We start from the raw sequence: 13,158 nt of genomic DNA on the forward strand, positions 1-13,158 counted from the left end.
ACCGGCCTATGAGCCTGGCACCGCCGGTGCCGCCCACCGAGCCCGTCCGCAGCCCCCCGAGGGTCGCGGGCGGGCTCGCCGTGTTGTCGGAGGGTGTGGACCCGCGAAAATGGCTTGCCCGCCGGGCTGCCTGCGCCCCGCCCTGGTCCTGGACGGACCCGCGCGGCGCCGGACTGCCTGCCCCTCGGCTCGAGCCGCCGAGGCTCGCCGCCGAACCTGGCCGGGGTCCCTAATTCACGAAGGCCCGGCTGCGGCTCTCCCGCGCCCGGACGGTCGTCATCGGAAGGCGGAAGACGCGGCGCTGGTGCTGGTCCTCGACCCGGAAGGCGCTGCGTGCCCAGTCGCAGGCGACCTCGCGGTCGTCGAGCAGCCCGGCCGCGAGCTTGGCCGCCACTTCCAGGGCGTCGGCCGGGCTCTGCAGCTCGACCCCCTCGGGATCCATGATCAGGCGGCGCCCCGACTGGAAGTGGAAGTAGTAGACGGTCATCACGGGCCCGGCCAAGCGATTCGGGATGTTCTATGCCACAGAAAATGACAGCGCGCGATTGTCTCTTTATTTAACCGGTAAAACCGATGCGGGTTTAGAGATGTCGCGTCGACGCGCAGCCGCCGAGCTTGAAATAATTCCTTGGTTTCGGAGCGAAAACAAAATGAGAACTTGATGTTTCGGGCGCGCCAAACAAGAAAGCCGCCCGAAGGCGGCTCTCGCAGTGGCATCTGGAGGCGTGGCGCGTGTCAGGCCCGCAGGCGGGTGCGGACCTCGCCGAGGCTGCGGCGGACGAGGTCCTGGGCGGCCTCGCCGCTGACCTTCTCCCGCAGGATGGTCTCGGAGACCCGCACGGCGGCTTCCGCCGCGGCGGCCCGCACCTCGGCGGCGGCCTGGGCCTCGGCCTGCGCGATCTTCGTCTCCGCCGCCTTGGTGCGGCGGGCGACGAACTCGTTCAGGCGGGCATGGCCTTCGGCCGCGGCGGCCTCGGCCTCGGCGCGGGCATTGGCGACGATCTCGGCGGCCTCGCGCTCGGCGTCCGACCGGCGGCGCTTGTAATCCGCCAGCACGGCCTCGGCCTCCTCGCGCAGGCGACGGGCCTCCTCGAGCTCCTTGCGCACGCGCTCGCCGCGCTTGTCGAGCCCGCCGATGATCTGGTCGAACAGGCCCATCTTCCAGGCGATGCCGCAGAACACCACGAAGGCGACCGCGACCCAGAACTCCGCATCGAACAGCATGATGATGATCTCCTGCGGGCTCTAATGCACGGCGCGGGTGCGGTCGTAGGCCGCCTCGACGGCGCCACGCTCCGGCGCCTGGCCGGTCAGGCGCTCGACGATCGCGGTCGCGGCATCCGCCGCCACCTCCCGCACGCTGCTCATCGCGGTGGCGGTGCGGCTCTTGATCTGGGTCTCGGCCTCGGCGAGCTTGGTCGCGAGGTCGGCCTCGAGGGACTTGCGCCGGGTCTCGGCCTCGGCGGCGAGCTGCGCGCGGGTGGTCTGCGCGATGCCCTTGGCCTTGTCCTGAGCGTCCTTGAGGGCGCGCTCGTAGGTGTCGCGGGCGCTGTCGGCCTCGGCCTTGGCGCGGGCGGCCTGGTCGAGGTCGCCGGCGAGCCGGGTCTGCCGGTCGTGCAGGATGCCGGCGATCTGCGGCAGCGCGATCTTCGACATCAGGTAGTAGAGCAGCCCGAAGGCGAGCGCGAGCCAGAGGATCTGCGCCACGAAGGTGCTGCTCTCGAACGGCGGGAAGCCGCCGCCATGCTCGGAGGCCGGCTCGTGAATCAGCCCCTCCTTGGTGGGGGCGGGTGCGTGTGGCTGCGCCATGGTGTCGTCCGGGTGTGGGGGAGACGAAGCGCTCCCGCCGAGCGCTCGGCCGGGCCGGCCGTCGCGCCGCCACGCCTCGCGGAATGGCGGCGGCACGAAGAGGGGCGAGGCGGCCCGTCGCGGCATCCCCCGCGCACCGCCCGGCCGCCATCGGCGGCGGGCGTGGCGTGAGGGTTCACGAACGCGCGCGCACCGGCACCTTGCTCAGAAGGCCCGGTGCGCGGGTGGACCACCTCGTGAGGCAATCCTCGCCGGGATCAGACGGCGAACAGCAGCAGCAGCGCGACGAGCAGCGAGAAGATGCCCAGCGCCTCGGTCAGCGCGAAGCCGAGGAGCAGGTTGGCGCGCTGGCTGTCGGCCGCGGAGGGGTTGCGCAGGGCGCCGGCGAAGAACTGGCCGAACAGGTTGCCGAGGCCCACGGCGGCGCCCGCCATGCCGAGGCAGGCGAGGCCGGCGCCGATGTACTTCGCAGCAACGGGATCCATCAGAGTGCTCCTAAGGTCGTCTAGTCGTCTGGCGGGTGGGATCCGGCCGCGACACGGCGAACCGGGGTGGGAAGCTCTGGGGGCGCGATCGCGGGCGAGGGGCCGGAGGTCTCGGATGAGGCCTCAGGCCGCGCTCAGTGGCCCGGATGCAGGGCGTCGCTGAGGTAGATCGAGGTCAGCGTCGCGAAGACGTAGGCCTGCAGCACCGCGACCAGCATCTCCAGCGCCGTGACGGCGACCGAGAGGGCGAGGGGCAGGGGCGAGAGGATGCCCCAGACGCCGGCGGCGAGGAGCGCCGGGACGAAGCCCGCGAAGATCTTGAGCGCGATGTGGCCCGCCAGCATGTTGGCGAAGAGACGGACCGAGAGGCTGATCGGCCGCGAGATGAAGGACACGACCTCGATCACCACGATCAGCGGCTTGAGCCAGCCCGGCACGCCCGGGGGCACGAACAGGCCGAGGAAGTGGGTGCCGTGGGCCATGAAGCCGTAGATCACCACGGTGAGGATCACCACCAGCGCCAGCATGAAGGTGACGATGATGTGGCTGGTCACCGCGAAGGCGTAGGGGATCATCCCGAACAGGTTCAGCAGCAGCACGAACATGAACAGGGAGAAGACCAGCGGCACGAAGCGCTCGCTGCCGTGGCCGGCCGACTGGTGCACCGTCTGGCCGATGAACTCGTAGAACACCTCGGCCAGGGACTGGGCCCGGCCCGGCACCACCGCGCGGCTCTTGGTGGCCCAGATCGTCAGGAGCGCGATCAGCCCCACGGCCAGGAACATGTACAGCGCCGACTGGGTGAAGGCGATGTGCTGGTGGCCGATATGCCCGAACGAAACCAGCGGCTTCAGCTCGAACTGGTGGATCGGATCCATCTTGACGGCCATGCCGGTCCCGCCCCCTCGTGTGTCGCCGCGGGCTCCTCCCGCTGCGCTGCAAATCCGTGCAGGCGGATGCACGGCATCCACCGGATGATCAAGACCCTGGCGGGCCTTTCTTCGTGTCCGCGGCCGGAAAAAATCCGGAAACCCGCATCACGTTGTAGATTCCGGCCGCGAAGCCCAGGACGAGCAGGACGATCAGGCCCCAGGGCTTGGTGCCCAGGAGACGATCGCAGCCCCAGCCGAGGAGGCCGCCCGCCAGCACGCCCGCCACGAACTCCGTGGACAGCCGCATGGCGACGCCGAGGGACGAGGGCTGGCCGCGGTCTTGACGCGCCGAAAGATCGGGAGCCGCCGCGGGGCGCTTCCGGTCGATCTGCATCTCGAGACGCTTGAGCCTCGCGGAGAGGTCGTCGTCGGCGGGCTGGCCCTCACCGGTGCCGTCCTTTCCCCGCGGGTCGTTGCCGCTCATGGCGAAACCTCGCGCGTGAAAGGATGAGGAGATCCGGTCCGGCTACCCCCGTCGAGCGGGCGCACCATAGTTTCGCCCACCTTGGGTGTCAAGGCATCCAGGACTGGCGTTAAGTCATTGGACTTTCGGCGGATTTCTCGAATTTCGCGCAGCCTTCGTCAAACCGTCTCGGACAGCCGTTCCGCGGTCGCGAGATCGATCGAGACGATCTGCGACACCCCCCGCTCGGCCATCGTCACGCCGAACAGGCGGTTCATCCGCGCCATCGTGATCGGGTTGTGGGTGATGACGATGAAGCGGGTGTCGGTGTCGCGCGCCATGGCGGCGAGGAGGTCGCAGTAGCGCTCGACATTGGCGTCGTCGAGGGGTGCATCGACCTCGTCGAGAACGCAGACCGGCGACGGGTTGGTGAGGAACACCGCGAAGATCAGGGCGGTCGCGGTGAGCGCCTGCTCGCCGCCGGAGAGCAGCGTCATGGTCTGGGGCTTCTTGCCCGGCGGCCGGGCCAGGATGTCGAGGCCGGCCTCCAGCGGGTCGTCGGAATCGACGAGGGTCAGCTCGGCGGTGCCGCCGCCGAACAGCGTCGTGAACAGCCGCTCGAAATGCCCGTTCACCGCCGTGAAGGCGGCGAGCAGGCGCTCGCGCCCCTCGCGGTTGAGGCCCTGGATCGCGCCGCGCAGGCGCCGGATCGCCTCGATCAGCTCGTCGCGTTCGCGGCCCAGCGCGTCGCGCCGCCCCTCCGTCTCGCGCAACTCCTCCTCGGCCCGCAGGTTGACGGCGCCGAGGCGGTCGCGATCGCCCCGCAGGCTCGCGACCTTCGCCTCGACGGCGCCCGCCTCCGGCAGGGGATCGCCGGGCGTCGCGCCGGCGAGCGCGGAGAGGCCCTCCGGATCGGTCTCAAGGGTGTCGGCGATCGCGCGGACGATCTCGGCGAGGCGCCGGGTCAGGGCCTCGTGGGCGGCCGCCGCCGCCGCCCGGGATTCGCGGGCCGCCGCGAGGGCGTCGAGGGCCCGGCGCGCCTGCGCCTCGGCCTCGGCCAGGGTCTGTTCACCCGCGACGAGGCGCCCGGCGGCCGTCGCCCGGGCGGCGCCGGCTTCCTCCGTGGCGGCGGTGAGCCGGCGGCGCTCCGCCGCGAAGGTCCCCGGGGCCTCCGCCAGCTCGGCCTGCTCCTCCTCGGCGGCGGCGAGCCGCTCCCCGAGCTCCTCGAGCACGGCCTCGGTCCGCTCGGCGCGCTCCTGCCAGCGCGCCCGGTCGGCGGCGAGCGCCGCACGGCGGGCCGCCGCCTCCTCGGCGGCGCGGATCAGCGACAGGCGGGCGGCCCGGGCCTCGGCGGCGGCGCGCCGGCGGGCCTCGGCCTCGGCCCGGGCGGTGTCGAGGCGGGCCGTCAGGTCGCCCGGCTCGTCGAGCGCCGCGAGCGCCTCCTCGGCGGCCTCGGCCCGGGCGGCCGCCTCCTCGGCCTCCGCGGCGATGCGCCCTTGCGCCTCGGCCAAGGCTTCCCGGCGGGCGGCGGTCTCGGCCTCCCGGCGCTCGGCACGGCTCAGGAGGTCGCGGGCATCGTCGAGGGTGCGGCGGGCGAGGCGGGCGCCGTCGAGGGCGCGGATCTCCGCTCCGGCGGCCTCCTGCGCCCGCGCCTGGAGCGTGTCGTGACTCTCCCGGGAGGCCTCCGCCTGCTCCCGGGCGAGCGCCGCTGCCTCGGCCAGGGACTCGAGCCGGTTGCGCTCGGAGAGCCGGCGCGCCGCCGGCCGCGGCGCCTCCGCGGCGGCGGTCAGCCCGTCCCAGCGATAGAGGTCGCCGCGCCGGGTGACGAGGCGCTGGCCCGGACGCAGGCGCCCGCGCAGGGCGGCGGCCTCCTCCGGCGCCACGATACCGACCTGGCGCAGGCGCCGGGTGAGGGCCGGCGGGCCGGTCACCTGGTCGCTCAGCGGCCGCGCCGGCGCCGGCAGGCCTGGATCGGTGCCGGGATCGGGCAGGGGCGCCCAGTGGGTCGGCGCGTCCGGGTCGGTCGCGGCCTCGAGGTCGTCGCCGAAAGCCGCCGCCAGGGCCGCCTCGTAGCCCGGCGCGACGGCGAGCGCGTCGAGGACGGGGGGAAAGCGCGCCTCCGCCACCGGCGCCACCAGGCGGGCGAGGGTGCGCGCCTCGGCGTCGAGCCGCGCCGCCTCGCGCTCCGCCGCCGCCAGGACCGGCCGGTCCCGGACCTCGGCCTCCCGCGCTTCCGCGACGGCGTCGCGGGCGGCGCTTGCCGCCTCCTCGGCGGCCTCGGCCATCTCCCTGGCCTCCTCGAAGGCGGCACGCAGGGCGGAGACCCGTTCTGTCTCTGCCTTGCCCACGGCGCCGGCCTCGCGGGCGAGGCGGGCCTGCTCGGCGGCGAGGCGCCCGGCCCGGGCGCGCTCGTCGGCCGCCGCCCGGATCAGGGCGCTGCGGCGCGCCGCGTGCTCCGCCTGCGCGCCTTGCGCCGCGGCGAGCGCCGCCTCGGATGCGGCGAGGGCTCGCTCCGCCGCCGCGGCCGCTTCCTCCGCCTCGTCCCGCGCCGCCGTCCCGCCATCGGCGCCGGCGAGGGCGGCGGCCTCGCCGTCGAGGCGGTCCAGGGTCGTCCGCGCGTCGTCCCGGGAGGCGGCCTCGCGGGCGAGGTCGCGGCGCAGGTCGGCGACCCGGCGGCCGAGGTCGTGCAGGCGCTCGGCGTTGCGGCGCTCCTGCGCGTCGAGCTGCGCCGCCGCCAGGGTCAGGCGCTGCAGCCCGGCTGCCGCCGCGGCTTCCGCCTCGCGCAGGCGCGGCAGGGCGGCGGCGGCGAGTCCCTGCGCGGTCGCGGAATCGACCTGCTCGGCCTGCGCACCGGCCAGCCTCTCGAGGGCCTGCGCCAGGGCGGCCTCCGCCGCCGCGACCTCGCGGCGCGCGCCCGCATGCCCGATCAGCAGCAGCAGGGCCTCGTGCCGGCGGATCTCCGCGGCGATCGCCCGGTAGCGCTGGGCGGAGCGGGCCTGGCGGCGCAGCGAATCGACGCCGGCGGTGATCGCCGTCAGCACGTCCTCGACGCGCGCCAGGTTCTCCTCCGCCGCCTTCAGGCGCAGCTCCGCCTCGTGCCTTCGGGCGTGCAGGCCGCCGATGCCGGCGGCGTCCTCCAGGATGCGCCGGCGCGCCTGGGGCTTGGCGGCGATCAGCTCCGCCACCTGGCCCTGGCGCACCATGGCGGGGGAGCGCGCGCCGGTGGCCGCGTCGGCGAACATCAGCTGCACGTCGCGGGCCCGCACCTCGCGGCCGTTGACCCGGTAGGTCGAGCCCGCGCCCCGGTCGATGCGGCGCGAGACCTCCAGCATGTCGGCGGCGTTGAAGGCGGCGGGCGCGGTGCGGGCGCCGTTGTCGAGGCTGAGCGTCACCTCGGCATGGCTGCGCCCGGGCCGCCCGCCCGAGCCGGAGAAGATCACGTCGTCCATGCCGGAGGCCCGCATGCTCTTGTGCGAGCTCTCCCCCATCACCCAGCGCAGGGCCTCGACGAGGTTCGACTTGCCGCAGCCGTTCGGCCCGATCACCCCCGTCAGCCCCGGCTCGATCAGGAACTCGCTCGGCTCGACGAAGGTCTTGAAGCCGACGATGCGCAGGCGCGTGAATTTCATGAGGAGGCGCGGTGCGCGGGGTCGGGATGCGGATTTGCGCCGGGTCCGAAGCGCGGCGCACTTCCCCTCTCCCGAGTGGGAGAGGGGTTAGGGGTGAGGGTGGCGACGTTTCAGGATCAAGCGCTGAGCATTGAGCTGCCAGCACGACGTTCCCGGCCTGACTCAGGACCGTAGCACCCTCACCCCTACCCCTCTCCCACTCGGGAGAGGGGATCCCGCGGTCAATTTGGTAGGGTTCGTTCGGGCAGGAGCGGTTTACGCCCCCACGATCGGCTTGATCACCTTCTCCATGCCGTCGATCGACATCTCGCCCTGGTACTTCTGGCCGTTGATGAAGAAGGTCGGCGTGGCGTTGACCTTGAGGGTCGTCATCGCGCGCTCCTTCACGGCATTGACCGCGTCGTAGAGCTTCTGGTCCTTCAGGGTCGCCTCGAACTTCTCTTTCGAGAAGCCGGCCTGGCGCATCATCTGCTCGAGGGCGTCGAGGGGCTTGGGGACGAAGGCCCAGTTCGGCTGCTGGTCGAACAGCATGTCGGTGATCGGGTAGTAGCGCGCCGCGTTGTCGGACCGCGCCAGCATGAAGGCCGCGGTGGCGAGCGGATCGAGGGGGAACTCGCGCAGGGTGAAGCGGACCTTGCCGGTATCGATCCAGCGCTCCTTGAGCGCCGGCCAGGTCGACTTGTGGAAGGCGGCGCAGTGCGAGCAGGTCATCGAGGCGTATTCGATGATGGTGCAGCGGGCATTGTCCGGGCCGAGCCAGACGTCGCCGAGGGGGCCGGGCTGCATGATGCCGTCGACCACAGGGCCCTGTGCGAGGGCGGAGAGCGGCAGGACCGGCGCGAGCAAAGCCGCGCCGAGGGCCGAGCCGGTGAGTGTCAGGGCCTCGCGACGGGTGAGCATGGCAGGCGTCCTCGTAAGGCGGTTGCGGGAGGGTCCGCGATCGTCAGTGCGGTAGAATCCCGGCCGCCTCGTGGCAAGCATCCGGCGCATCAACAGCCCGCGACGCTTCTTCCTGGGTGCCGCCGCGTGACGCGGCGGCGTCCGGCACACACGTGCCGGCGCCCGGTCGGGCTTGCCGCGGGCTGCACGCCCGCGGAATGCGGAAGGGGTGTCGTGCTCAGCGCGGGCGCTGCGCCCCCAGCACCGCGAGGCCGAGGCGGTCGAGGGCGTCGCGGAGCGCCGCCTCGCTCACGGTGGAGACGGCGAGCGCGACCTCGCCGCGGCGGACCGGGTCGAGGGGCGGGGGGGCGGGGCTGCGGCGGCGGGCCTGCGCCACCCGGTCCTGGCGCAGGCGGATCCGGCCGACGCAGGCCCAGCCGTAATGGCGGTTGATCCGCTCGATCACCAGCGGCACGAGATGCTGCAATTCGAGGGCGAAGGCGCCCTCGACCCGCACCGTCAGGGTGCCGGGCTCGGGCCGCTCGCGCGTGCCGCCGCGCCGGCGCGGCCATTCGAGCTTCTCCGGCTGGCAGGCCCGGGCCAGGCGCTCGCCGACGATCTCGGCCCAGGAGGCCAGGATGTCGGTCGAGGCGAAGCCCTGCGCCGCGAAGACGGGGCCGAGGGACCGCTCGATCAGCTCGCTCAAGGGTTTGGGCCGCGCCATCGCCCGTCCGTCCTGACACAATCGCCGCCCTCGGCGTGAAGCCCCGAGAGATAGAGCCGTCCCGTGAGGGAAGACTTAACCCTCCGCCGCGGGGCCGCCAGAGCCTGTTCCCGGCGGTGGATGCGGGGGCTCCGACCCGGCATCCTGCCCGAAATCCCGCTCCCGCCGCGGCGGAAAACCGGGTAAGGCGGACCGCATGGTAGCGCCCGCCGCGTCGCACTCAAGGCCGGATGCCGCCGACCTCCTGGTCTGGTACGACCGCCATCGCCGCGCGCTGCCCTGGCGCGCGCTGCCCGGCGTCGCGCCCGACCCGTACCGGGTCTGGCTCTCCGAGATCATGCTGCAGCAGACCACCGTCGCTGCGGTCAAGCCCTACTTCGCCCGCTTCCTGGAACGATTCCCCACCGTCGAGGCCCTGGCGGCGGCGGCGGAGGAGACGGTGATGAGCGCCTGGGCGGGCCTCGGCTACTATTCCCGCGCCCGCAACCTGCACGCCTGCGCGAAGGCGGTGGCGGCGGCCGGCGGCTTTCCCGACACGGTCGAGGGCTTGCGCAAGCTGCCCGGCATCGGCGCCTACACGGCGGGCGCCATCGCGGCGATCGCCTTCGACCGGCCGGCGGCGGCGGTGGACGGCAACGTCGAGCGGGTGGTGTCGCGGCTCTACGCGGTCGAGACGCCGATCCCGGCGGCGCGGCCCGAGATCCGCCGCCTCGCGGAGGCCCTGGTGCCGCAGGAGCGGCCGGGCGACTTCGCGCAGGCGGTGATGGATCTCGGCGCGACGCTCTGCACGCCGAAGCGGCCGGCCTGCGCGCTCTGCCCCTGGATGCGGCCCTGCCGCGCCCGGGCCGAGGGGCTGCAGGAGACCTTTCCGCGCAAGGTGAAGAAGGCGGCGGGGCAGCTGCGCCGCGGCGCCGCCTTCGTGGTGCTGCGGGCGGGCGACGACGCGATCCTACTGCGCACCCGGCCGTCGGAGGGGCTGCTCGGTGCCATGGCCGAGCCGCCGACGAGCGAGTGGCGCGCCGATTACGACCCGGCCCAGGCCCTCCTCGACGCGCCCCTCGACGCCCGCTGGAAGCGCCTGCCCGGCACCGTGCGCCACGTCTTCACCCACTTCCCGCTGGAGCTGACGGTCTTCCTCGCCCGGGTCGCGGCCGGCACGCCGGCGCCGGAGGGCATGCGCTTCACCCCGCGCGCCGGCTTGGAGGCCGAGCCGCTGCCCGGCGCGATGAAGAAGGTGCTGGCTCACGCCCTCGAGCAGAAGCTCGCGGCGCCGCCTCTCGCCCCGGCGCCCGCGACGGAGCCCGACCTCGGGACGCTCCCCGAGCCCGAGCCGCCGCCGCGGCGGGCGCCGCTGCCGAAGGTGCTGTCGCGCCGCCCGGCCGCGGCCGCTCCGGTGGTCAAGACGCGGGGACGGCCGAAGGGGCGTTGACGGTCCTCACGTCCCGGCGGCGAGCCAGTTCCTGAAGCGGCGGGCGAAGTCGTTGGCGGCGCGGTCGAACAGGTCGTCGAAGCCGCCGGCCGTCAACGCGCCGTCGACGACCACGCCGAGCACGCCCTGGCCGGCCGGCTGCATGCCCTGGTCCCCCGAATAGGCCGTCAGGATCGCGCCGGTGCGGGGATCGACGATGTCGATGTTGGCGCGGATCATCGGCGCGCCGCCGATGATGATGCGGCGCACCGCCGACGGGATGTCGGCCGCCACCAGGGTGACGACGAGCCGGGCCGGCCGCGCGCCCTCGGGCCGGCTAGCCAGCGCCCGCTCCAGGGCCGCCTTGAGGCGCTGCCCCGCCATGCCGCGGATGAAGTCCTGCGCCTCGGGCGTCCGGACCAGAGCCGGATCGGTCTGCGGCAGGTTGCGGCTCTGCAGGTAGGCGGCCTCGGCGTCGCCCCAGTTCACCGCCGCCCCGCCGGTCCGGACCTCGATGCCGGTGAAGCGCAGCTGCGCGGTATCGGCCAGCGAGAGGCGGTTGGGCGCCACCGTGTTGCACGCCGCCACGCTCAGGGCGGCCAGCACGGCGAGCACCCAGGACCATCGACCCATCGTCAAAACCTCCCGCCCTCGCGCCGCCTTGAGCGGACGCGGAGGACGGGCAATGTCTGACGTAAGGTCAATCGGCAAGCCGAGCGTTTCGCCTGTGTCAACGGCAGACGAGCCTGTGGCCGCCGGGCCACAGGCTCGTCCGTCAGGCCAGGACGCTCAGGCGGCCGAGCCCATCCCGGCCCGCATCGTGCCGCGGAAATCGTCGATGCAGACGAGACGCCCGCCGCGCTCGGCGTGCCAGAAGGTCCAGCCGTTGCAGGCCGGCAGGCCCTGGACCAGGGCGCCGATCTTGTGGATCGAGCCGGAGGCCGGCCCGACCCCGAGGGTACCGTCGGGGCGCACCAGCGCCTTGTGGCGGCGGCGCTCGTCGGTCAGCGTCTCGCCGGCCCGGACGTGGCCGGCCTCGAGCAGGCTCAGGAAGGGCACCCGCGGCTCGGCGCGCTTCGTCGGCGCGGTGAGGAGGGCGGCCCGCGACAGGGGCTCGACGGCGGCGATGCGTTCGCGGGCCGCTTGCGCGTAGGCCGGCTCCTGCTCGATGCCGATGAAGTGGCGGCCGAGGCGCTTGGCCACCGCGCCGGTGGTACCGGTGCCGAAGAAGGGATCGAGCACCACGTCGCCGGGATTGGACGAGGACAGGATGGTGCGGGCGAGCAGGGCCTCGGGCTTCTGGGTCGGGTGCAGCTTGCGTCCGTCCCCGCCCTTCAGGCGCTCCTCGCCGGTGCAGAGCGGGATGAACCAGTCCGAGCGCATCTGCAGGTCGTCGTTGCCACCCTTCAGCGCCTCGTAGTGGAAGGTGTAGCCCTTCTGGTCGCTGCGCGAGGCCCAGATCAGGGTCTCGTGTGCGTTGGTGAAGCGCTTGCCGCGGAAGTTCGGCATCGGGTTGGCCTTGCGCCACACGATGTCGTTCAGGATCCAGAAACCAAGATCCTGCAACGCGCTGCCGACGCGGAAGATGTTGTGGTATGAGCCGATCACCCAGAGGGTCGCGGTCGGCTTCATCACCCGGCGGCAGGCGGCAAGCCAGGCGCGGGTGAAGGTGTCGTAGGCCTCGAAGCTCGAGAACTGGTCCCAGTCGTCGTCGACGGCGTCGACGGCGCTCTGGTCCGGGCGCAGGAGGGCGCCGGCTCCGAGCTGGAGGTTGTAGGGCGGGTCGGCGAAGACCAGGTCGACGCTCGCCGGCGGCAGCCGGTCGAGGGCGCTGAGGCAATCCCCCAGGATGACCTCGTCCAGGGGAAGACGCTGTGCGGGGGTGACGAGACCCATCCGCGGCGCCGACGCCACTCGCCCGGTACGCGAGACCTGATTCCGGGCGGTGGCGCCGGCGACCGCGGTACGCGGGGAAGCCATGGCAAACACCGGTTACGCGACTGACCACCAGACATTGCCGCCGCTACGGTAAAGGTCAGGTTGCCGACTGGCACATTTCGCGTCTCGAAATGGGGCTGCACTTCTTGCCTAGTCGTTCCGCGCATCGGCTCAACCCTTAACGAACCGCTATGGCGGCCGGCGACGGCGCGGCGTGATTGATGGGCGCTGTCGAGCCCCTGCATCCGGCGCAGCCCAGGCCCGCGGCGGCGGCCGGCGCCAAATCTCGGCAATACCGACGACCCGAGTGCAGCTGCCCGCTTGCGCAAGTCGCCAGCAAGACCTCGGCGCTCTTCATGACTTCGAAAGTCAATCCTTAATGTCGCGGTAAGATATCGATCGGGAATAGGGCATCACCTGCCACAAATCGGGCGGTCATATTTTCGTCCTGTTTGGTCTCGATTGGCTCCGCTGTCAGCAGCCACCAAGGACAGTGGAATGAACAGCGCCAAGCCTGTGCGTCGGTCGAACGCGGCTCGCATCGCGGCCCAGATTGCGGCGTTCTCGGGCGGCCTCGCCCTCGCCGGACTCGGGAGCCTCGGGGCGGTGTCGACGGCGCAGGCCCAGAGCGGCAAGGCCTCCTGGTACGCCTCCGGCCAGCGGACCGCGAGCGGCGAGCGCTTCAACCCCAACGGCCTCACGGCGGCGCATCGCAGCCTGCCCTTCGGCACGCGGGTGCGGGTGACCAACCAGGCCAACGGCCGCTCGGTGGTGGTGCGGATCAACGACCGCGGGCCCTTCGCGCATGGCCGCATCATCGACCTCGCCCGCGGGGCGGGCCGGGCGATCGGGATGAACGGCGTCGCCCGCGTCGCCGTCGCGGTGGTCGACTGATTCGCCGAGGGCGGCGTTGCCCGGGCGGCGCGCGTCCCCACATCATCACCGGATGCC

At 73.0% G+C, this 13,158-nt stretch carries 13 protein-coding genes; 2 read left to right on the forward strand and 11 right to left on the reverse strand.

Annotated elements, in window-relative coordinates:
* Positions 1–229: 229 nt before the first annotated feature.
* From EU555_RS09370 to EU555_RS09410, 9 genes are all read right to left on the reverse strand, one after another.
* A complete protein-coding gene (locus tag EU555_RS09370; RefSeq protein ID WP_245524216.1) occupies positions 230–502 on the reverse strand; it encodes a DUF6894 family protein in 273 nt (90 codons plus the stop codon).
* A 233-nt stretch (positions 503–735) separates the two neighbouring features.
* Positions 736–1,221: a F0F1 ATP synthase subunit B family protein gene (locus EU555_RS09375; protein ID WP_135414609.1), complete on the reverse strand. Its 486-nt coding sequence runs from the start codon at positions 1,219–1,221 to the stop codon at positions 736–738.
* Positions 1,222–1,245: 24 nt separating this feature from the next.
* Positions 1,246–1,809, reverse strand: coding sequence for a F0F1 ATP synthase subunit B family protein (locus EU555_RS09380; RefSeq protein ID WP_135414403.1), 564 nt, complete (start codon positions 1,807–1,809; stop codon positions 1,246–1,248).
* A gap of 257 nt (positions 1,810–2,066) precedes the next feature.
* The gene (locus EU555_RS09385) at positions 2,067–2,294 is read right to left on the reverse strand and encodes a F0F1 ATP synthase subunit C (protein WP_012336551.1); all 228 of its coding nucleotides are present in this window, start codon (positions 2,292–2,294) and stop codon (positions 2,067–2,069) included.
* Positions 2,295–2,428: 134 nt separating this feature from the next.
* Positions 2,429–3,184, reverse strand: a complete 756-nt coding sequence (locus EU555_RS09390; protein ID WP_135414404.1) for a F0F1 ATP synthase subunit A — start codon at positions 3,182–3,184, stop codon at positions 2,429–2,431.
* A gap of 88 nt (positions 3,185–3,272) precedes the next feature.
* On the reverse strand, positions 3,273–3,650 hold the full coding sequence (locus EU555_RS09395) for an AtpZ/AtpI family protein (RefSeq protein WP_135414405.1): 378 nt from the start codon (positions 3,648–3,650) through the stop codon (positions 3,273–3,275).
* A gap of 158 nt (positions 3,651–3,808) precedes the next feature.
* Positions 3,809–7,258, reverse strand: a complete 3,450-nt coding sequence (locus tag EU555_RS09400) for a chromosome segregation SMC family protein (protein WP_135414406.1) — start codon at positions 7,256–7,258, stop codon at positions 3,809–3,811.
* A gap of 255 nt (positions 7,259–7,513) precedes the next feature.
* Positions 7,514–8,158: a DsbA family protein gene (locus tag EU555_RS09405; protein ID WP_135414407.1), complete on the reverse strand. Its 645-nt coding sequence runs from the start codon at positions 8,156–8,158 to the stop codon at positions 7,514–7,516.
* Between the two features lie 217 nt (positions 8,159–8,375).
* Positions 8,376–8,861 carry a DUF721 domain-containing protein gene (locus EU555_RS09410; RefSeq protein ID WP_135414408.1) on the reverse strand — a complete coding sequence of 162 codons (486 nt, stop codon included), beginning with the start codon at positions 8,859–8,861 and terminating at the stop codon, positions 8,376–8,378.
* Between the two features lie 196 nt (positions 8,862–9,057).
* On the opposite strand from EU555_RS09410, the gene mutY reads away from it, so the two are divergent.
* Complete coding sequence (gene mutY / locus EU555_RS09415; RefSeq protein ID WP_135414409.1) at positions 9,058–10,290, forward strand: A/G-specific adenine glycosylase; 1,233 nt, start codon at positions 9,058–9,060, stop codon at positions 10,288–10,290.
* Between the two features lie 6 nt (positions 10,291–10,296).
* Here mutY and EU555_RS09420 read toward each other — a convergent pair whose 3' ends face one another.
* Together EU555_RS09420 and EU555_RS09425 are read right to left on the reverse strand one after the other, a co-directional pair.
* Positions 10,297–10,902: a hypothetical protein gene (locus EU555_RS09420; protein ID WP_135414410.1), complete on the reverse strand. Its 606-nt coding sequence runs from the start codon at positions 10,900–10,902 to the stop codon at positions 10,297–10,299.
* A gap of 156 nt (positions 10,903–11,058) precedes the next feature.
* Positions 11,059–12,249 carry a site-specific DNA-methyltransferase gene (locus EU555_RS09425; protein ID WP_135414411.1) on the reverse strand — a complete coding sequence of 397 codons (1,191 nt, stop codon included), beginning with the start codon at positions 12,247–12,249 and terminating at the stop codon, positions 11,059–11,061.
* 456 nt (positions 12,250–12,705) lie between these two features.
* On the opposite strand from EU555_RS09425, the gene EU555_RS09430 reads away from it, so the two are divergent.
* A complete protein-coding gene (locus tag EU555_RS09430; RefSeq protein WP_135414412.1) occupies positions 12,706–13,101 on the forward strand; it encodes a septal ring lytic transglycosylase RlpA family protein in 396 nt (131 codons plus the stop codon).
* Positions 13,102–13,158: the final 57 nt, after the last annotated feature.

This window comes from Methylobacterium nonmethylotrophicum (genome assembly GCF_004745635.1).
Taxonomy (GTDB): Bacteria; Pseudomonadota; Alphaproteobacteria; order Rhizobiales; family Beijerinckiaceae; genus Methylobacterium; species Methylobacterium nonmethylotrophicum.